General features: G+C 71.2%; 21 protein-coding genes. 5 read left to right on the top strand and 16 right to left on the bottom strand.

The features are described 5' to 3' along the window. The 4 genes from ABGB12_RS06705 (at position 1) to ABGB12_RS06690 (ending at position 3,272) form a co-directional block, all read left to right on the top strand. Positions 1 to 201, top strand: coding sequence for a DUF397 domain-containing protein (locus ABGB12_RS06705; RefSeq protein ID WP_347675383.1), 201 nt, complete (start codon positions 1 to 3; stop codon positions 199 to 201). A 315-nt stretch (positions 202 to 516) separates the two neighbouring features. Next, positions 517 to 867, top strand: a complete 351-nt coding sequence (locus ABGB12_RS06700) for a hypothetical protein (protein WP_347675382.1) — start codon at positions 517 to 519, stop codon at positions 865 to 867. A gap of 147 nt (positions 868 to 1,014) precedes the next feature. Beyond that, positions 1,015 to 1,788, top strand: coding sequence for a hypothetical protein (locus ABGB12_RS06695; RefSeq protein ID WP_347675381.1), 774 nt, complete (start codon positions 1,015 to 1,017; stop codon positions 1,786 to 1,788). A 245-nt stretch (positions 1,789 to 2,033) separates the two neighbouring features. After that, complete coding sequence (locus ABGB12_RS06690; protein ID WP_347675380.1) at positions 2,034 to 3,272, top strand: alcohol dehydrogenase catalytic domain-containing protein; 1,239 nt, start codon at positions 2,034 to 2,036, stop codon at positions 3,270 to 3,272. A 45-nt stretch (positions 3,273 to 3,317) separates the two neighbouring features. On the opposite strand, the gene ABGB12_RS06685 is transcribed toward ABGB12_RS06690, so the two are convergent. From ABGB12_RS06685 to ABGB12_RS06675, 3 genes are all read right to left on the bottom strand, one after another. Then, positions 3,318 to 3,695 carry a RidA family protein gene (locus tag ABGB12_RS06685; RefSeq protein WP_347675379.1) on the bottom strand — a complete coding sequence of 126 codons (378 nt, stop codon included), beginning with the start codon at positions 3,693 to 3,695 and terminating at the stop codon, positions 3,318 to 3,320. Between the two features lie 327 nt (positions 3,696 to 4,022). After that, positions 4,023 to 4,352, bottom strand: coding sequence for a helix-turn-helix domain-containing protein (locus ABGB12_RS06680; RefSeq protein WP_347675378.1), 330 nt, complete (start codon positions 4,350 to 4,352; stop codon positions 4,023 to 4,025). Between the two features lie 75 nt (positions 4,353 to 4,427). Next, positions 4,428 to 5,183, bottom strand: a complete 756-nt coding sequence (locus ABGB12_RS06675; protein WP_347675377.1) for an alpha/beta hydrolase — start codon at positions 5,181 to 5,183, stop codon at positions 4,428 to 4,430. 122 nt (positions 5,184 to 5,305) lie between these two features. Between ABGB12_RS06675 and ABGB12_RS06670 the strand changes: the two genes are divergently transcribed. Continuing rightward, entirely contained in the window at positions 5,306 to 6,262 is a 957-nt protein-coding gene (locus ABGB12_RS06670) for a YafY family protein (RefSeq protein WP_347675376.1), read from the top strand. Here the strand turns inward: ABGB12_RS06670 and ABGB12_RS06665 are convergent. From ABGB12_RS06665 to ABGB12_RS06605, 13 genes are all read right to left on the bottom strand, one after another. After that, on the bottom strand, positions 6,253 to 7,158 hold the full coding sequence (locus ABGB12_RS06665) for an SDR family oxidoreductase (RefSeq protein ID WP_347675375.1): 906 nt from the start codon (positions 7,156 to 7,158) through the stop codon (positions 6,253 to 6,255). The genes ABGB12_RS06670 and ABGB12_RS06665 overlap by 10 nt on opposite strands. Positions 7,159 to 7,229: 71 nt before the next feature. Next, complete coding sequence (locus tag ABGB12_RS06660) at positions 7,230 to 7,553, bottom strand: putative quinol monooxygenase (protein ID WP_347675374.1); 324 nt, start codon at positions 7,551 to 7,553, stop codon at positions 7,230 to 7,232. A gap of 10 nt (positions 7,554 to 7,563) precedes the next feature. Next, complete coding sequence (locus tag ABGB12_RS06655; protein ID WP_347675373.1) at positions 7,564 to 8,973, bottom strand: ATP-binding cassette domain-containing protein; 1,410 nt, start codon at positions 8,971 to 8,973, stop codon at positions 7,564 to 7,566. Beyond that, positions 8,970 to 9,722, bottom strand: a complete 753-nt coding sequence (locus ABGB12_RS06650; RefSeq protein ID WP_347675372.1) for an ABC transporter permease subunit — start codon at positions 9,720 to 9,722, stop codon at positions 8,970 to 8,972. Before ABGB12_RS06650 ends, ABGB12_RS06655 begins: the two co-directional genes overlap by 4 nt. Next, positions 9,719 to 10,633: an ABC transporter permease gene (locus ABGB12_RS06645; RefSeq protein WP_347675371.1), complete on the bottom strand. Its 915-nt coding sequence runs from the start codon at positions 10,631 to 10,633 to the stop codon at positions 9,719 to 9,721. Before ABGB12_RS06645 ends, ABGB12_RS06650 begins: the two co-directional genes overlap by 4 nt. Beyond that, a complete protein-coding gene (locus ABGB12_RS06640; protein ID WP_347675370.1) occupies positions 10,630 to 12,147 on the bottom strand; it encodes an ABC transporter substrate-binding protein in 1,518 nt (505 codons plus the stop codon). The genes ABGB12_RS06645 and ABGB12_RS06640 overlap by 4 nt, the downstream gene beginning before the upstream one ends. Position 12,148: 1 nt before the next feature. After that, positions 12,149 to 12,898: a class I SAM-dependent methyltransferase gene (locus ABGB12_RS06635; RefSeq protein ID WP_347675369.1), complete on the bottom strand. Its 750-nt coding sequence runs from the start codon at positions 12,896 to 12,898 to the stop codon at positions 12,149 to 12,151. Further along, on the bottom strand, positions 12,895 to 14,043 hold the full coding sequence (locus tag ABGB12_RS06630) for an MFS transporter (protein WP_347675368.1): 1,149 nt from the start codon (positions 14,041 to 14,043) through the stop codon (positions 12,895 to 12,897). Before ABGB12_RS06630 ends, ABGB12_RS06635 begins: the two co-directional genes overlap by 4 nt. Then, positions 14,040 to 15,023 carry a dipeptide epimerase gene (locus ABGB12_RS06625; protein WP_347675367.1) on the bottom strand — a complete coding sequence of 328 codons (984 nt, stop codon included), beginning with the start codon at positions 15,021 to 15,023 and terminating at the stop codon, positions 14,040 to 14,042. Before ABGB12_RS06625 ends, ABGB12_RS06630 begins: the two co-directional genes overlap by 4 nt. Then, positions 15,020 to 16,054 (bottom strand): PLP-dependent cysteine synthase family protein, encoded by a 1,035-nt coding sequence (locus ABGB12_RS06620; protein WP_347675366.1) that lies wholly within the window; start codon positions 16,052 to 16,054, stop codon positions 15,020 to 15,022. The genes ABGB12_RS06625 and ABGB12_RS06620 overlap by 4 nt, the downstream gene beginning before the upstream one ends. Continuing rightward, positions 16,042 to 16,848, bottom strand: a complete 807-nt coding sequence (locus ABGB12_RS06615) for a DUF364 domain-containing protein (RefSeq protein WP_347675365.1) — start codon at positions 16,846 to 16,848, stop codon at positions 16,042 to 16,044. The genes ABGB12_RS06620 and ABGB12_RS06615 overlap by 13 nt, the downstream gene beginning before the upstream one ends. Beyond that, positions 16,845 to 18,089: an ATP-grasp domain-containing protein gene (locus tag ABGB12_RS06610; RefSeq protein ID WP_347675364.1), complete on the bottom strand. Its 1,245-nt coding sequence runs from the start codon at positions 18,087 to 18,089 to the stop codon at positions 16,845 to 16,847. The genes ABGB12_RS06615 and ABGB12_RS06610 overlap by 4 nt, the downstream gene beginning before the upstream one ends. Positions 18,090 to 18,228: 139 nt before the next feature. Further along, positions 18,229 to 19,437 (bottom strand): alpha/beta hydrolase, encoded by a 1,209-nt coding sequence (locus ABGB12_RS06605; RefSeq protein ID WP_347675363.1) that lies wholly within the window; start codon positions 19,435 to 19,437, stop codon positions 18,229 to 18,231. Positions 19,438 to 19,509: the final 72 nt, after the last annotated feature.

Raw genomic sequence — 19,509 nt, 5'->3', positions numbered from 1 at the left:
ATGACCACCGCAGGTTCACTCCAGGCCTCATGGCGCAAGAGCAGCTACAGCGAATCCGGCGAAAACCAGAGCAACTGCATCGAACTAGCCACAGCTCAACACATCGTCGCCGTCCGCGACTCCAAGCACCCCGACGGCCCCGTCCTCTGCTTCACCCCCTCCGAGTTCCGCCCCTTCCTGGACCGCCTCCGAGACACCTGAACCGAACCACTGGAGCGGGTCCCTGCCGCGCCCTCGACACCGTCGACGGTCCCGCCCAGCCTGCCCTACGAGGCCGAGGTCCGATAGGAGCCTCGGCGCCGAGCCGGCGACCATGGAGTCCCTGGTCCGCTTCGAGATTCCCGTCAACCTCGACCCGCAGGCGACCGCTCCGCTGAGGACGAGCACCGCTTCCCCGAGCTCCGCCCTCTTAGGCCACGGGATCGCCTCCTCGAATGACCGAGGAGACAGCCCCGTCTCCGAGGTCCGCCAGCACCTGAGAACGCCGCCGACGGCATCCGATGCGAGCATTCCTGTGTGCCGTTCCTCATCTGTGCCCGCTGCTCTCAGCGGCTCACCAGCGACATCCAGTCGGCCTCCGGCCCCGCGCAGGACATACCGGGCCGGCCCTACCTCCTGGCCGGTACCTACACGCCCAGCCGGGACGGCGGATTCGTCCTCAACCCCGGCGACGTCACGGGCACCACGCGCCACCCCGATCCGACCCGCTCGATGGGCTGCTGCGGCCCCGACGGATCCAATGGCCCCAACCTCATCTGCCGAGGATGCGAGCGGGAGACCGCGACCGAAGAAGCCGACTGCTGGAAACCCCACTTCGTCGTCACCATCCCGGGATCCACGAAGCTGATCACAGACCCGTCGCGATAGCCCACGAACACGATACGCCTGGATACGGCAGCCACCAGCAAACATCTCTTGCCGCCGAAACTCACGAATCGAAACGGCTTTTAAGCGCGCGGTACCCGCGTGTCGGCCTCACATCCATCCGGGGAAACGATAGAGAATGTCACGGACATGGACATTTCTCGCCGGGTCCGGGCGGCAGTGGGCATAGCGGTCGGTGTCGCCCTGGTGGGGCTCGGCGCGCTCTTCGCATATATCGGCCTGGACAGTGCCGACAAACTCTCCAGCGTGCTCGGCGCGCTCACCGCTCTCGCCGGATTCCCGCTGGCCCTCTACGGCGCCATCCAGGCCCGACCGCAGTCGACTCCCTCGAACCTTCCTGATCAAGAACTCGCGGGACGAGCTGCGGCCCAGCTCCGTGTCATCTTCGATCGCCCCGCGTTCACCGAGACCTGCATGATGGAACTCTCGCTGAAACATCTGAATCAGGCAATCGACGACACCCTGACCGCCCTGAACACTGGCAAGCTCTACTCCAGAACCGGAAACCTGCTGGTAGCCGACTTCATCCCAGTGACCGAAACCCCGCTGCCCGACCTCGAACCGATGTTCTCAAGCCGAACCGACTGGGAGGAGTTCAAGCGGTTCGCCTCAGCGCAGCTCGTCAAACTCCGCCGCTTGACTGGCCTATTCGTGGAGGAGATCCGCCGGATCTATCCCGACCACCGGCACCACAACGTCTTCTTCACCATGGTCGCTCCCGCGATACACACGGCCGAACTGCAAGTGGTCAGGGGGCTCTTCGCCCTGATGGACCAGATCGATCATGAGCGGAATGTGCTGATAATCGAGGTCAATCACCGGTTGAGCGAAGTAGGGCTGCAGGAGCTCCCCCTGATCGAACTCTCCAGCGACTACCATCGGCGCGAGGAAGGGCTCGAATAAAGATTCGATTCCGCGCCTGACCGCGCCGCACCTCGAATACAACACAGTTGGATACGACACTGCACCAGTAATGTGCTGCGTCCCGTCCGGGTGGGCTCTTCCGGTTCCGCGCTTGGGGTTCCCGGTGGCTGTACTGCGTTCGGTCGGCCCTTCCGCCCTGGTCAGCGTGGGGTGTCATTCCAGTCCCCGGGGCGCCGGGGACTCCGGTAGATCCCGGGTTACGGTGAGAGGGCTGAGGGGGCGAGATGTCACTTTCACGATTCCGGCCGTACGGCACTGTGCGGCAACTGGCCACGACCGATCCGCGCGATATGGCCGCCGCGTCGAAGGCGCTCTTCGGCTGGAACGCCGGGCAGCGGGTGTCCAGGCTGCGCGAGGCCGCCATGGCGGCGGCGCGTGAGAGGGTCAGGCCCGGACGGGAGCGGATGCGGGCGCTGGTCGCCGGGCCGGGCGGCCGGCTGGCCTGGCGCCAGGTGCCCGCGCCTCCGCCGCCGGGCCCGCTGGGCGCCACGGTCCACCCGATCGCCATGGCCACCTGCGATCTGGACCGGCCGCTGGTGCTCGGCCGCACGCCGTTCCCCCTGCCACTGCAGCTCGGTCACGAGTGCGTGGCCGAGGTGGTGGCCGTCGGTTCGCAGGTGCGCACCGTGAAGGTGGGCGACCGCGTGGTGGTCCCCTTCGAGATCAACTGCGGGGAGTGCGGCGCCTGCCGGGCCGGGCTGACCGGAAGCTGCCGCGCCGTGCCGCCCGTGTCGATGTACGGTTTCGGGCTGCTCGGCGGACACTGGGGCGGCACCTACGCCGACCTGGTCGGGGTCCCCTTCGCCGACGCCATGCTCGTTCCGCTGCCCGAGGGCGTGGAGCCCGCCGCGGCTGCGAGCGTGGCCGACACCGTCTGCGACGGCTTCCGCCACGTGGCCCCGCACCTGCCGCGACTGCTGGAACGCGACCCGGACACCGAGGTCCTCATCATCGGCGCGCTCCCCGCCCGGTACCCCTTCAGCGTCAGCACCGCCCTGTACGCCGGGCTGACGGCCCAGGCCCTGGGCGCTCGCCGCATCACCTTCTGCGACGCCCGCGGCCAGGTGCGCGAGGAGGCCGCCCGGCTGGGCCTGGAGGCCATCCACCCCTCCGAGCTGCGCCGCCGCGACCTGGCCCCACTGGTCGTGGACATCAGCGGAACCCCGCAGGGCGTACGCACCGCACTGGCCAAGACGGCACCCGACGGCGTGTGCAGCAGCGTGGGATCCCTGCACCACTCGGCCCGGATTCCCGTCAGCCTGCTCTTCATCCGGAACATCACCCTGCACATCGGCCGCGCCCACACCCGCACCCTCATTCCCCGAGTGCTCGAACTCGTCACCGCCAAGGCGCTCCGGCCCGAGACCGTGACCACCCGCCTGGCCGACCTCGACGACGCCCCCGAAGTCCTCGGCGACCACATGACCAGCGACACCACCAAGACCATCCTCACCACCGGTTAGTGGCTCGTCTCCCAACGTTGCTGGGATTCGATGCGGGATGAGCCGCTAGCCCACGCTCGCCACAGCCTCGACCTCGATCAGGACGTCTGGCCGGAACAGCCCGGCGACCTGGACCAGCGAGCTCGTCGGCGGCCGCTCGGTGTCCACGAACTCATCGCGCACCGCCCGCACGACCGGCAGTTGCCCCGTATCGACGACGTACAGCGTGAGCTTGAAGACGTCACGCCATCCCGCTCCCCCCGCGGCCAGCGCTTCGGTCAGATTCTGGAAGACCAGCCGCGACTGTTCCTCCCACCCTTCCGGCACGGACCCATCGGCGGCGACGGGCACCTGCCCGGACGTCCAGACCAGACGTCCACCGGCGGGCACCGAAGCGACCTTGCTATAGCCGTTGGCCGGCCCGATCAACTCGATCTCGTCCATGATCCCGAGCCTATGGCCGCCTCCCGGCACATGGGGCCGTGCCCCTTGTAAAGTCCCAGGGCCACACGAACCGACGATTCCATCAGCGATCCAGGTCACCGCTAGCGGACGGCCCCCCTCTCCATCTTGGGTCCAGGGCATCGAACCCCCGCTCGTTGAACGCGTGCACCACCTGGCGCGCATAGTCGTCACCGTCCTGCATCAACGACCTGATCGCGGAGGACGACTGGCCTTGCGCGGACATCAGCACCACGATCGCCCGTCACAGCTTGATCGGGTCCTTGGCAGAGCGGGTGATCCACTGCAGCTTCCGCCCTTCCTCCACCGTCAACGCACGGACGAACGCCTCGGGTTTGCGCGCAACTCCACCCGGTCGCCTCCCTCGAACCTGGCTCCAAGGTCGATTTCGGCTCCCATGGTTTCCAGGTAGGCGACGAGAGTGGGCACCTTGATGTCGTTCAGCGCCGCTGTCTCGATCGCGGACACCCGCCGCTGAGTGATCCCCATACGCCCTGCGACCTGCTCCTGGGTGAATCCCAGCCGCTTGCGCAGTTCACCGAGCCGCAGCCCCGCCCGCAGGCGAGCGGATCGCCGTTCGACCTCGGCCAGCTCAGCGGGGCTGAGGAATTCCGCCAGAGGATCGGCCTTGTTCGCCATGGTTCATCCCCTTCTCGATTCGCTTGCAGGACCTCGTCAGGGCATTCACTTCCATCGACCGGAGGCTGCGGGGCGTCAGCCCGTCCGCAGGGGCGGGAGTTCACCCGCGGCAGCGGCGAGAGCGAGGTCGGAGCGTGTGAACGCGTCGAAGTGGCCGCAGCCCGCGAGGACGGCCAGTCTGCCGTTGGGGAGCGTGTCTGCGGTCCGTCGGATGTCGGGGAGTCCGGGGTCTTCACCGCCCGCGATGAGCAGGACGGGAGCGTCGATTTCCGCGAGGCGGGTCAGGGCGCTGCGCCGGCGTGGGAGCGCTTCGGCCAGCGCCGCGAGCGCCAGCGGGTCGGCCGCTCTCATCGTTTCGACCATCCAGGTCGGCGGGTCGCCCAAATGCGCGATGAACGGTTCGACTCCTTCGGTGCGGAGCGTCTCCGGCAGAGGGTCGTCGGCCGGTACGGACACGCTGTCGCCGTGGGCGCCCGTGGCGATGAGGCGGTCGATCCGCTCGGGATGCCGGGCCAGCAGGTGGAGTGCGATGATCCCACCCATCGACGATCCCCAGATCGACGCGCGGGCCAGCCCGAGTGCGTCCAGGACGGCCAGGACGTCGTCGCCCTGCCGGACGACGTCATACGCGGCCGGATCGTGCGGGGCTCCGCTGGTTCCGTGGCCGCGCCCGTCGATCAGGATCAGCCGGTAGCCGCTGAGGCCGGTGACGTACCCGGCCGCATGCCAGGTGCTCCGGTCTCCGAAGAACCCGTGGAGCAGCACCAGCGGAGGACCGTCCCCGACGACCTCGAACCCGATCTCCACACCGTCACCGCTCCTGATCCGCATCCCCCCAGACTGCCTGATGACCGGGCCGCGGTCTCGAATTCCCTACGGATGGCACGTCCGCGCCGACGCCCGGCCGACCGCGTCCCGAACGGCGGCTGCTCCGCGCGTTTAGGTTGTGTGGTGTGCGTGCCGCTCGGTTGATCTCTCTGGTGTTGCTGCTCCAGTCACGCGGGGCCATGACGGCCGGTGAGCTGGCCGGTGAGCTGGAGGTGTCCGAGCGGACGGTGTACCGGGACATGCTGGCGCTGGCCGAGGCGGGGATTCCGGTCTACGCCGAGCAGGGGCGGCACGGCGGGTATCGGCTTGTCGGAGGGTTTCGTACGCGGTTGACGGGGATCACGCGGGACGAGGCGGAGGCGTTGTTCCTCGCCGGGCTGGACGGGCCCGCCGATCAGATGGGGCTGGCCGATGTGGTGGCCTCGACGCGGCTGAAGCTGCTCGCCGCGCTGCCCGAGCCGCTGCGGGAGGCGCCGGGGCGGACCAGCCGGAGATTCCATCTGGACATTCCCGGCTGGTGGACCGATGCCGAGCCGCCGCCGCTGCTCGTGGAGCTGGCCCGCGCCGTGTGGGCGGACCGTGAGATCGAGATCGGTTACCGGGAGAACACGCGGACGTTGCAGCCTTACGGGCTGGTTCTCAAGGGCGGCATCTGGTACCTGGTGGCGGCGGTGAAGGGGCGGTTCCGGACCTACCGGGTGGACAGGGTCGCCTCCCTGCGGGAGACGGGTGCCGTGTTCGCGCGGGACGAGTCGTTCGATCTCGCCGGGACGTGGGCCGAGCTGTCGGCCCGGTTCGTCGCGTCCATGTTCAGGAACGAGATCACCGTCCGGCTCAGCCCTGGCGGGATGCGGGCGTTGCGCCGCGTGACCGAGCCGCCCGCCGAGGAACGGGCCCGTGCGGCGGCCGGGGAGCCCGACGGGCAGGGCTGGGTCGTCACCACTCTGCCCGTCGAGAACCCCGATGTCGCCTTCGACCAGCTGCTCAGGCTCGGCCCCGAAGCGGAGGTGCTGGAGCCGCCGGAACTCCGCGCCCGTATGGAGGAGACCGCCGGACGGCTGGCTTCCCTATATCAGCGGTAACCGGTGACGTCCGCGGGCTTCCCTGCGTCCTGGACCTCCACGATGTACCGCCACGCGTCCGGTCGGCCGCCGTCGGCGTCGGTGAACCCGTAGACCTGCGCGAGCTGCCCGCTGGACAGCGACCGCCCGTTCCACCGGGACCGATCCGGATCGGTCGCGAGCGCCGCCACCGCGCGTCCCACGAACAGCGGGGATTCGGAGATGGCGAAGTGCGGTTCCTTCTCCAGCGCGTCCCGCCAGTTCTCCTCGGTGACGCCGAAGTGCTCCAGCATGAGCTCCGACCGCAGCCAGCCGGGGGTCAACGACACCGCGGTCGCCCCGAACGGCGCCAGTTCCTCGGACTGGGCGAACCCGAGCCGGTTCACCGACACCTTCGCCAGGTCGTAGAACAGGGAGATCCGGTAGTGGTCGGCGTTGTACTCGGCGGTCCCGTCGGTCATCTCCACCACCAGCCCGCCGGGGTTCCTGATGAGCAGCGGCAGGGCGTAGTGGCTGGTGATGATGTGGGTGTCGACCGCCAGCCGCAGGATCCGCATCCCGTCGTCCAGGGAGTGCTCCCACACCTTGGCGTTCCAGTCGGTCAGCAGCTCGCCGCCCCAGATGTCGTTCACCAGCACGTCGAGCCGCCCCTGCTCGGCGTCGATCCGCTCGACCAGCGCCTTGACCTGCTCGCGCTCCAGATGGTCCACCACGACCGGGATTCCCCGCCCGCCCGCCGCGGTGACGAGTTCGGCCGTCTCCTCGATCGTCTCGGGCCGGTCCATCTCCGACCGCCTGCCCCCACCGGTCCGCCCGGTCACGTAGACGGTCGCGCCGATCTCCCCCAGCGCGACGGCCACTCCACGTCCCGCACCTCGGGTGGCTCCCGCCACCAGTGCGATCATCTGTTCGCTCATGACTCCACCCTCCCCGCGAAACCTGCCAGGAAGTGTCAGCCTTTCGCGGCGCGTCCGCCGGTTCCAGGCGGTCAGTCGATTCCGAGCTCGCCCATCCTGCTCCAGCCGTCCGCGCCTTCGATCGTGGTACTGACGATCTCGGGGGCCCGCTGGACGAGGGGACGCATCGTCTCCATGGCCGCGCGGAAGTGGTCGGAGTTCACGTGGGCCGCACCGGCGTCGTCCTGGAACGCCTCGACCAGGACGTAGGTGTCGGGGTCCTCGACGCTGCGCGACCACTCGAACCAGAGGTTGCCCGGCTCGGCGCGGGTGGCCCGGGTGAACGCCTCCACATGGGACGGCCACTCGTCGGCGTACTCCGGCTTCACGGGGAATTTCACGACGATGAAGATCATGCGCCCCAGTCTACGGACCCGGGACCCGGGTGGCGGGTGCCCGGTGCGAGGCGGCTCCCGAGAGGTCCAGACGGCCGTCGGAAAGGGTGAGGACGCGGGTGGCGCGGGCCACCACGGCGGGGTCGTGGGTGATGAGGAGCAGGGTCAGGGGGCGTCCGGTGAGGAGGTCCAGGATCTCCGCGCGGGTCAGCGGATCCAGGGCCGAGGTGACCTCGTCGCAGATGAGGACGTCGGGGCGGGCCAGCAGCGCCCGGGCCAGGGCGGCGCGCTGGAGTTCGCCGCCGGAGAGGGTGCGGGAGGGGCGGCGGACGGTCCGCTCGTCCAGGCCCATGCCGGCCAGGGTCTCCAGCGCCTCGGCCCTCGCGGCGGGCGGGGGCAGGGCGCGCAGGCGGACGGCTGTGCGGAGTACCTGGTCGAGGACGGGACGGGCGGGAGCGAAGGTGGCGCGGGAGTCCTGGAAGACGTACTGGATCCGGGAGAGGTCACGGCGGGTCCTGCGGGCCGGGAGGACACGGCCGTCCAACGTGATCGTGCCGGTTCTCGGAAGGTGCAGGCCGGCCAGGCAGCGGGCGAGGGTGGTCTTGCCGCTGCCGGAGCGCCCGACGACGGCCAGGCGGTCGCCCCGGGGCACCGAGAGATCCACGTCGTGCAGGACGGGTCGGCGGTGCGCGGCGGTGAGCCCTCTGACCTCCAGGAACGGGAGCCCTGACGCCGGGGGCGACGGGCTGGGCCGCGCCGGGCGGGCCGCTTCGACGAGGGCTCGGGCGTAGTCGCCGCGCGGGCGGGTCAGGACGTCGGGTCCGGCTTCGACGGCCTTCCCCTCGCGGAGGACGACGACGTGGTCGGCCAGCCCGCGGACCAGGTCCAGGTCGTGGGAGAGCAGGACGGTGGTGACGGGCAGGGCGGCCAGGGTCTCGGCCAGTTCGTCCCGGGTCCGCGGGTCCTGGCCGGTGGTGGGTTCGTCGGCCACCAGAGTGGAAGGCGCCGACAGGAGGATCTGGGCGAGGACCAGGCGTTGCTGCTGGCCGCCGGAGAGCTGGTGGGGGAAGCGCCGGAGGAACTCCTCGTCTCCCGGGAGGCGGGCGTCGGTGAGGGCGGTCCGCACGCTCGTCCCGTGCAGGCGAGCCAGTTCGTGCAGGACGGAGCCGATCCGGCGCACGGGGTTGAGCACCGATGACGGGTGCTGCGGCAGGTAGGCGACGGCGCCGCGCGGGGGCGGCCAGCGGCCGCCGATCCGCACGTCGCCGTCCATGCGGGCTCCGCGCGGGAGTTCTCCGAGCAGCGCCAGGCCGGTGGTCGTCTTGCCGCTGCCGGACTCCCCCACCAGCGCCACGGTCTGCCCGGGGGCGGCCGTGAAGCTCACGCCGTCCACCAGGGCGCGGCCTTGGAGGGTGATGCGCAGGTCCGTCACTTCGATCATGGTTTCCTCAGGGCGCGGTCGAAGGACAGGTTCAGGCCCACCGACAACATGATGATCATCAGGGCGGGGGCGAGGACCGCCCACGGGTTGAGCAGCAGGCCGGCGCGATTGCGTTCGATCATGACGGCCCAGTCGGCGGCGTCCGGGGGGACGCCGACGCCGAGGAAGCTCGCGGCGGCCGCCAGGTAGAGGGTGCCGGTCAGGCGGGTGCCCGCGTCCGCGGCGAGCGTCCGGGCCACCGAGCCGCCCACGTGGTGGACGGTCGTGCGCCACCAGCTCTCCCCCTGGAGCCGCAGGGCCTCCACGACGGGGCTGTGCGCCGCCTCCAGCGCGGCGGCGCGGGACAGGCGGGCGATGTCCGGCAGGTGGATGAGCATCACGATCCACACCAGTCCCCCGGACGGGAAGAGCGTCGCGAGCAGGAGCAGCAGGAACAGCGACGGCACCGCCAGCAGCAGGTCGAGCGGGCGCATCAGCAGTTCGTCCGCCAGGTGCCGCCGGGATGTCGCCGCGGCCAGCCCCCACAGCACGCCGAGCAGATACGCCCCTGCCGTCGCCAGCACGGTGACCGTCGCCAGGCCCCGCCCACCGAGCAGCACCTGCTGCCAGACGTCCCGGCCTGCGAAGTCCGTCCCCAGCCATCCTGTTCCCAGGTCGTAGGAGACCCCGTGCAGCGTGTCCCCGGAGGCCGACAGCCACGGTCCGCACAGCGCCACGAACAACGGAACGACGAGGAGCAGTCTTCTCATGCGCGTGGAGCCGATCGAAACGCGGCCAGGTCGGCCGCCAGGTTCACCAGGACGGTCGTCGCCGCGAACAGCACGGCGAGCCCCTGCAGGACGGGTAGGTCCCGGTCGGCCACCGCGTCGACGAGCAGCGTCCCGAGGCCGGGGATCACGAAGACCGCCTCGACGATGATGACGCCGCCGAGCAGCCAGTCCACGGTGCGGGCGAGTTGCTGGACGGCCGGGGCGACGGCGTTGGGCAGCGCGTGGACGTACCGCACCCGCCGTTCGGGGACGCCCAGCCGCGAAGCGTGCACCGCGTACCCCGAGGCGAGGGCGTCGATCATCCCGGCCCGCACCAGTCGGCTCAGCGAGCACAACGGCCGGGCGACGAGCACCGCCACCGGCAGCACCAGCGTCGCCGGAGTGAGTCCGCCCAGTGCCGTCACCGGGAGCAGCCCGCCGAACGCCACGATCAGGACGACGGCCAGCGCGAATTCCGGCACGGCGTACAGCGCCACCCCGACGGCCGTCAGACACCGATCGAAACGTCCCCCTTCATGTAGTGCCGCCGTCACCCCTGCCCAGACCGACAGCGGCACCAGCACCGCCAGGGTGGCCGAGGCGAGCACGACCGTCGGCCACAGCGCGTCGAGTACGAGGTCGAGCACCGGGCGGCCCGACACCAGCGACTCCCCGAAGTCGCCCCGCGCCAGCCCGCCCGCCCATTCGGCGAACCGTTCGGGCAGCGGCCGGTCGAGCCTGAGCGACGCCCGGATCCGCACGATCCGCTCCGGATCGGGGTCGTCTCCCGCGAGCACCACCGCCGCGTCTCCCGGCAGTACTTCGGCGAGGAGGAACACCGCCGAGGCGACGGCCGCCACCTGCGCCAGCGCGAGTGGCAGCCTCCGCCGGACGTATCCGGCCGGTCTCAACTCAGCTTGACCTTGTCGAACCGGGCCCAGTCCAGTGTGTTGGAGGGCGCCGCCTCCACTCCCTTGACCCGGGAGGACGTGGCGACGATCCAGTCCGCGAACCCCCACACCAGCAGCCCGCCCTCGGCGTGCAGCGTCCGCTGCATGTCCAGGTACGCGCCTTCCCTGTCCGCGGCCTCGGACGCGGAGACGGCCTTCTCGTACAGCGCGTCGAATTCCGGCCTCATCCACCGGGTCGCGTTGATCGTGGAGGAGGTGAGGAGCCGCTGCGCGATGTGCGTCTCGATCGGCATCGCCCCCGACCGGAAGCTCGCCAGGGTCCCCTTGGTGAGGATGTCGGACCAGTAGGTGTCCTTGTTCCCCGTCTTGATCTCGGCTTTCAGCCCGGCCGCGCGCAGCTGCTGGGCGAAGACCGTCGCGGCCTCGACGAACCCCGCCGCCACGGGCGCCGTGGTCAACTCGACGGCCAGCCCTTCCGCTCCCGCCTTCTTGATCAGCGCCTTCGCCCGGTCCAGGTCGTGCTCGCGCTGCGGGATCTCGGCGGCGTAGTGCAGGTAACCCTTGCCGAACAGGTCGTTGCCGATCTGCCCCGCTCCCGGCAGGACGGTGTCGACGAGCTGCCGCCGGTCGGTGAGCAGGAACATCGCCTCCCGCAGGTCGCGGTCGTCGAACGGCGGCCGGTCGACCTTCATGGCGAACGCCTGCATCGAGCTGTTCGGCGCCTTCACGAACGTCGCGCGGGAGGAGTACTGGCGGGCCGTCGCGGGCGACAGGTCGTGGGCGTACTCGACCTGTCCTCCGAGGAGCGCGTTCATCCGGGCGGCCTCCTCGTTGGCGATGAGGAACTCCAGCTCGTCGATGAACGGCGCCCCGTCCCAGTAGTCCGGGTTCCGTTTCAGCAGCACCGACCGTCCCGGCTTCCAGGAGACGAACGAGAACGGCCCCGAGCCGACGGGCTCGGTGAAGTCGGTGGCCCCTTCGGGGACGATGTAGGCGCCGAACGCCGCCAGCACGTTGGGGAACTCCGCGAACGGCCGCTTCAACGCGAACTCGACGGTCCGCTCGTCCACGGCCTTGCTGTTCGGCAGGTCGATCAACGCGAGGCTGGACTTGGCCCGGAACGTCTTGGCCGGGTCGAGGATCCGCGCGTAGCTGGCCAGCACGTCCGCGGCCCGCACGGCCCGTCCGTCGTGGAACGTCGCCTCCCGCAGGGAGATCCTCCACGTCTTGAAGTCGGACGACGGCTCCCACCGGGCGGCCAGCCGCGGCTGCGGGGAGACGTCGGAGCCGAGGTCCGCGAGCTTGTCGAACATCGCCTTGGCCCGCGCCGCCTCGTTGAACAGGTTCGCCAGGTGGGGGTCGAGTGTCTCGGTCGCCCCGCCTCCCGCGAAGGCGGCCCGTAGCCGCCCTCCGCCGGACGCCGAGGAGGAGGGGGTGCCGCAGCCGGTCAGCAGCGCGGCTCCGGCGGCCAGGCCGAGGCCGAGCAGCCCGCGGCGGCTCAGGGGGTAATCCATGTCAGTTTCCTTTGATTCGTGCCACAACGTGAAGTCGGTCGCCGGACAGCGGCGGACCGGAGTGCGGTTCGGCGCGCGGGCCCGGCCCGTCGAAGAGGGCGAGCACCTCCAAGCCGCAGGAGGCCAGCAGGAACTCCAGTTCCCGGGGGAAGAGCAGCCGCCAGGCCGAACGCTGGTCGAGCGGCTCCCCGCCCGGCCGCGTCCACCGGCGGCGCCGGCGCAGCAGCTGTGCCTCGTGATCGATCCACAGGGTGGTGTGGGAGGTGTGGGGGACGCCGTCGTGGACGACCGTTCTGGTGAAGGGTTCGGGGACGGGGTTGCTCAGGAAGTACGCCCCGTTCCGCATCTCGGCGATCAGCAGCCCGCCGGGGCGCAGATGGGCGCGGCAGCGTTCCAGGAACGCCACGAGGTCGTCATTGGTGTGGCAGTACAGCAGCGCGCTGTCCAGGCAGGTGACCACGCCGAACCGGGCGCCCAGCCGGAAGTCGCGCATGTCGGCGCGGGTGAACGCCACTCCCGGGTGACGCCGCCGCGCGTACTCCAGCATCGGCCCGGACACGTCGATCCCGGCCGCCTCATAGCCCAGACCCGTCAGGTACCCGGCGTCCCGGCCGGTGCCGCAGCCGACGTCCAGCACGCTCCGCTCCGCCCCGAACCGCCGGACGAGCCCGTCCACGAACCGCGCGGCGGCGTGCTCCGGATCCGGGAACTGCGCCTCGTAGAGCGCCGGGTTGTCGGTGAGGAAGTTCATCGCGCCACCGCCGCCGTGGTCCTGCCGCCCAGGACGGCCGTGGCCGCGGCGCAGGAGAGGCCGATCGCTGCGCACAGCACCGTCCCGCCGTCGCCGGCCCAGCCGATGAGGGCGGTGCTGACCGCGGCCACCACGCCGGAGACCAGGTAGAACATGCCGAAGTAGGTTCCGGAGCGCTGCTCCCCGCCGAAGACGCCGATCAGCTCGTACACGAACGGCTGGGCGATCATCACACCGATTTCGAGGCACAGCACCGCGACCAGCACCGAGGGCAGGCCGGGCAGCAGCGCCGGGACGAGGAACCCCGCCCCCATCACCGCCAGCCCCAGCGTGATGGACCGGTACCGGCTCGCCGCCCGGTCGAAGTACCGGGTGATCCGCACCTGGAGCAGCAGCGAGGCCACCGTCCCGACGAGGAAGAGCAGCGCCGTGGACTCCGCCCGCCCCGTCGCCTCCCTGGCCGCCAGCGGCAGGACGAGATAGAGCTGGTTCTGCAGCGCGAACATGCCGCTGAGCGCCAGGGTGAAGGCCATGAACCGGCGGTCGGCCAGGCAGGCCCGCCAGTCCCCGAGCACCGTGGTGTCGCTGGGCGGCACCTTTCTCGCGGGCAGGACGAGGACCTGCGCGACGGTGAGCACCGCGAAGATCACCGCAGCCGTCACCGCCGCCGCCCGGAAGTCCACCATCAGCAGGAGTGCGCCCAGCAGCGGCCCGCACAGCGCCCCGGCCTGCGCGAACACGTTGAACAACGCGAACGCCTCGGCCTTGTCGGGCGCCTCGACCGCGATGTAGGCGCGCACGGCCGGGTTGAACAGCGCGCCCGCCAGCCCGCTGAGCACCGCCGCGCCCAGCAGCACCGGCAGCGACCCTCCGAACGCGAACAGCCCGAACCCGACGGCCCGCAATCCGCAGCCCGCGATGATCACGTTTCGGGCCCCGAGCCGGTCGGCCGCCGAGCCACCGATGAGGAACAGGCCCTGCTGGCTGAGGTTGCGCACGCCCAGAACGACCCCGGTGAGCGCCGCCGACAGGCCGAGGTCTCCGGTGAGGTGCACGGCCAGGTAGGGGACCAGCAGGTAGAAGCCGGTGTTGACGCCGAACTGGTTGACCAGCAGCACCCGCACGGCCAGGGGTTGCCCTCTCATACCCGCCGCACCCCCAGCCCGGGCGCCTCGCCCGCCCGCAGGGTCCCGTCGTGCCCGCCGAGCCCCGTCCAGGGGTCTCCGGCCAGCAGCAGGTGCCCGTCCAGGTCGGCCCAGCGCACCGCCCCCGCCAGGTGGACGGCCGGCGCGACGCCCAGCGAACTGCCCACCTGGCAGCCGAGCAGGACGTCCAGGCCCGCGCCCTCGGCGAAGCGCAGGATCTCCTCGGCCGCGCGGATCCCGCCGCATTCGGTGAGCTTGACGTTGACGCCGTGCACCGCGCCCGCCAGCCGCCGCACGTCCTCCAGGGTCGCGGCGTCCTCGTCCGCGACGACCGGGATCGGAGAACGGGCGCTCACCCGGGCGAGGTCGTCGGGCGTGCCCGGCGGGATCGGCTGCTCCACCGCCTCGACCGCGAAGCGGACCAGCCCGTCCAGCAGCCTCACGGCCTCCCCTGGCGTCCAGGCCCCGTTGGGATCGAGCAGCAGCCGGACGTCCGGGGCCGCGGCACGCGCCGCGGCGACCCGCTCCAGCACGCCTTCCTTCCCCAGCTTGAGCTTGAGCAGGGTGAAGCCGCGCGACACCAGTTCGGCCGCCGTCCCGGGATCCTGGTCCAGCCCGATCGTGTACGCCGTCGGCACCTTTGGCCGTGCCCGCCCGAGCAGCCCGTACACCGGCAGGCCGCTCCGCTTGCCGAGCAGGTCGTGGACCGCCGCGTCCACCCCGGCCCGCACTCCCGCGGGCAGTGAGCCGAGACCGTCCAGCAGGTCTTCGGGGCTTGTGAAGCCCGTCAGCCCGCCGAGCGCCGCCAGGATCCGGGGCACGTCCAGCCCCCGGTAGCGGCTGGCGACGACCTCCCCGTGGCCGCGCAGCCCCTCGTGCTCGACGCTCACCCAGACCGCCTCGCGCCGGTCCATCACCGACCGGGAGATGCGGAAGGGCTCCCGCAGCGCCAGTGTCGCGGTCTCCCACTCCAGCCTCACGCGGGCACCTCCACCCGGCGGGGGTCCACGACGGTGCGGCACCGCGCCCACCCCGACACCTCGACGGAGTCCGCCTGCGCGATCTCCACCGGATGCGTGCGGGGCGGCAGGTGCAGGCCGTGCGCCCGGCGGTAGCCGTCGTCGAAGACCGAGCCGAGGTAGCGCTCCGGCCCGTCGGGGAACACGGCCACGACCTCCGCCCCGGGCTCCCGGCGCGCGGCCCAGGCGGCGACCCTCGCGACCGCGCCCGTGCTCCACCCGCCGGTGACGAAGCAGCCCTCCGCCATCCGCCGGCAGGTGTCGACGGCCTCGGCGGGCCCCACCCAGTGCACCTCGTCGAACGCCCCGTAGGCGACGTTGCGGGGATGGATGCTGCTGCCCAGCCCCCGCATCAGCCGCCTCCGCGCGGGCTGGCCGAAGATCGTGGACCCCACCGAGTCCACCCCGACCAGGCGCAGCCCCGGCCAGTAGGCGCGCAGCGCCCGGGAGACCCCCGCGCTGTGCCCGCCGGTGCCGACGCTGCACACCAGCACGTCCACCCGGTCGAGCCGCTCGGCGATCTCCCGTGCGAGCGAGGCGTATCCCCGCGCGTTGTCGGGATTGTTGTACTGGTCCGGCCAGTAGGCGCCCGGCAGGGAGTCCAGCACGGCACGCAACCGGTCGAGTCTCGCCTGCTGCCAGCCGCCCTCCGGATGCGGCCGGTCCACGACCTCCAGCCTCGTCCCGTGCGCGCGCAGCAGTGCCCGCATCCCCGGTTCGAGTTCGTCGTCCACGACGAGCACCACCGGATGCCCCAGCGTCCGCCCGGCGAACGCCAATCCGATCCCGAGCGTCCCGCTGGTGGACTCCACGACGGCCGCGCCGGGCCGCAACTCTCCCCTGGCCCGCGCGGCCAGCAGCATCGACGCCGCGGCCCGCGCCTTCATCCCGCCGAGGCCGAGCCCTTCGAGCTTGGCCCAGAACCCGCCGTGGGCGAACGGCAGCGGCGCGGTGATCCGGGCGAGCGGCGTGTTCCCGATCAGTTCCAGCATCGCGGCTCCCGGTAGCGGTAGATGACGCTCGGCCCGCCGTCCAGCCAGAAGAACGGGTACGGCTCTGCCGACACCGCGCTCACGCCCGCGCCGACGAACCACGGCAGGACCGCGCTGCCCGTCTGGGCGAACAGCGCCAGCGGCGTCCCGGTCCTGCGCGCGTGCGCCAGCAGCGGCTCGAAGGTGCCGTTGGCCAGCGTCATCCCGGACGCCAGGACGGCGTCGCACGCGCCGAGTTCCGCGAAGGCGTCCGTGCGGACCGCCTCCCCGTACTCGGTCGTCCCGCCTTTGAGATCGCAGGGCACGTAGTCGGTGCCCCGTTCCCGCAGGCAGTGCAGGAGGGAGTTGACCACCCCGACCACCAGCACCCGCTCCACCGACGACGGCAGCAGTTCCACGACGGAGCGGGCCCTGGCCAGCGACTTCTCCAGGGATGTACCGGACGGGATCACGACCGACGGGGCCGTGTGCGGGTGGTTGTCCATCAGGTAGGCGTCCAGCGCGGCGATGCGCAGGGCCTGCGACTCGTGGTCCAGCAGCGACGCCACGGTCTCTCCCGCGCATTCCTCGGCTGCCGACGCGGCCGGGTCGTCCGGCTCGACCGCGCAGGATCCCACGGCCCGCCCGACCCGGAGGCCGACGACCTCGTTGCGGTAGGCGCGGGACCGTGTGGCGTGCCGTGCCCCCTGCCGGATCGTGAAGGCCACGCTGACGCGTGCCCGGGCCGGGTCGGCGCCCAGCCCGCCCGCCAGCACCCTGTCCGTCAGCTCGGCGACGGTGACCGGGGCCGTCATGCCGCGTACTCCACGCGGATGCCCGCGGCCAACTCCTCGGCCCGGGCCAGCGCCCCGTCCCCTGCGGTGTCGACGACCAGCACGTGGCCGAGGTAGCCGTTGTTGCTGGTCGTGTCGCCCACGCGGTGCCCGACCGGCCTGACCTCGACGTCCACGGCCTCCGGCACGTCCGGTACGCCGTCGATGGAGGCGATCCGCCCCGTCCGTCCGGGCACCAGGAACACGACGGCGGCACTGCGCACTCCGGTGTCCACCGGCCTGGTATCGGGGCGTTCGCCGAGCGCGAGCCGCGCGTGCGCCAGCGCCAGGTCGATCCCGGTGACCCGGCGTACCAGCTCGGTGATCCTGTTGCCCGCGGGCCGGGGGTTGACCTCGACCAGCCTCGGCCCGTCCGGGGTCAGCCTGATCTCGGTGTGCGCCACGCCGTGGTCGAATCCGAGCGCCTCAAGCGCCGCGACCGCCAGGGCGGCGGCGCCCTCGGCCGCCTCCGGCGCGAGGCGGGCGGGGAACATGTGGCCGCTCTCCACGAACCACGGCTCCCCCGCCAGGCTCTTGTCCGTCACCCCGACGACCCGGGTGTCCCCCTCGAAGGTGACGGTCTCAACGCTCACCTCCGGCCCGTGGAGCAGTTCCTCCAGCAGCACCAGCGGGCTGCGCGCCTGTCCCCGGGCGTTGACCGGGAAGCCCTCCAGCGCCAGGAACGCCTCCCTCAGCTCCGCCTCCGAGGAGACCTTGCGCACGTACATGCCCGCGCAGAGGTCGACCGGCTTGATCACCAGGGGGAAGCCGAGCTCTCCGGCGGCCTCCAGGGTCTCCGGCCAGTCCCGTGTCACCGCGTACCGGGGACCGGCCACCCCCGCCTCGGTCAGCGCACGCCGGGCGAGGTCCTTGCGGCAGGCCCGCTCCACCGCCTCGGGCGCGGCGCCCGGCAGCCCCAGCCGCCGCGCGAGGTGCGCGACGGCCGGGAGGTAGTAGTCGCATGAGGTGAGCACCCCGTCGAAGCCGAACACCTCCTGCAGCCGTTCCGCCCGTTCCAGCAGCTCCGGCAGGTCGTTCGTCTCCGCCGTCAGGACGTTCTCCGCACCCAGCAGCGGATGCGTCTCCCCTCCCTGCCGGGAGCGCAGGTAGTGCCCCAGGTCGCGGGTGAGGAACGTGAACCCGTGCCCCGCCTCCCCGATGGCCCGGGGCAGCAGGGTGCTCATGGCCCCCACCCAGCTCTCCACCATCAACAGCCGTCCCACCGTCTCCTCCTCGCGGAAGCCCGAAGTTGCGGAGAACGATAACCATTATCATTCTTAAAGCGCAACAGGGGAGGGGCTCAGGATCGGGCGGGAACACGCCGACCCGGCGGGCCCCGCGGACGAGGGCGGCCGGGTCGGATCAGAAGAGGGAGCGGGCGACGGGCCAGCGGAGGGTCTCGGAGAGCCAGTCGAAGGCCTGCTGGGTGAAGCGCGAGCGGTTCCACAGCTCGCAGTGGCCGGCGGCGCCCTCGGCGCGGGTGAAGGCCTTGAGGGTCTTGGGGCCGGGGAGGCGGGCGAAGAACTTGCCGGCATGGGCGGACAGCAGGTCGGCCTCGGCGGTGGCGACGAAGGTGGGGCAGGTGATGCGGTCGACGACCTCGGAGATGTTGTAGCGGGCGAGGTCAAGGATGTACTCGGCGGGTGAGCCGACGCCGTGGACCCATTGGCCGCGCCGGACCAGCTGCCAGTAGTGGACGGGGTCCTCCAGGAACTGCTCCATGTGGGGTTCCAGCACGGCGGGATCCAGGTCCGGGAGGGCCTCCTTGATCTCCTCTGGGAAGGGGGCGACCTCGCGCAGCAGGTCGAGCTGGTCCCACTGACCGGGGTCGACGACCAGCGCCTTCACCCGCGGGTCGCCCGCCACGCCGCGGGCAGCCAGGTAGCCGCCGAAGCTCCAGCCCATGACGGCCAGCCGCTCCTCGTCGATTTCCCCGTAGGTGAGGAGCTTCTTGATGATCGGCCCCAGGACGTGCTCCCAGTCGCACCGGAGGTGCAGGCCGTGCTCGATGAGGTTGCGGCCCTGGCCCGGCCCGTCCATCAGCAGGCAGTGGTATCCGCGTTTCAACGCCGGAATCGCGTGGGACCAGTACATCTCGTGGAGATTGGAGTCGTACCCGTTGACGGCGATCACGGTCGGGCGGACCTCGTCCTTGGCCGCCAGGCAGAGGTAGCCGCGCAGTTCGACGCCCTCGTAGGGGACCTCGAGGGGGCGCAGCCGCCGCAGTTCGGCCGAGCGTTCGAAGGCGTGGGCCTCCTTGCGGAAGGTCTCGACCAGGAGCGGGTCCACGGGGTGTCCGAAGAGCGGGAAGTTGGCCACGCGGTAGTAGGTGGACGCCCGCTGGTAGGCCTCTGCCGCGCTGACGGCGTGCCCCTTGTCGTCGCTGCGGGCCGCCCATTCGGAGACCATGTCGGCGGTGGCCGTCCATTCCCGGTGCCAGCTCTCGGCGTCCCCCTCGGTGATCCGGGAGGCCGTGAGGGCGCACTCGCCGTACTCGGCGCCGCCGCCCGTCATGGTCATCAGCGCGCGGTCGGCGAACATCTGGAACAGCCGATCCTCGAACAGGCGCATGCTCCATGCCTACCCGGCGGAAACACCGTCAAGCAAATATGCACCTACCAAGCATTTGCTTGTTATTCCTGT

The organism is Actinocorallia sp. B10E7, from assembly GCF_039871655.1.
Lineage (GTDB): Bacteria > Actinomycetota > Actinomycetes > Streptosporangiales > Streptosporangiaceae > Actinocorallia.
This window is presented reverse-complemented; position numbering and strand designations above follow the sequence as displayed.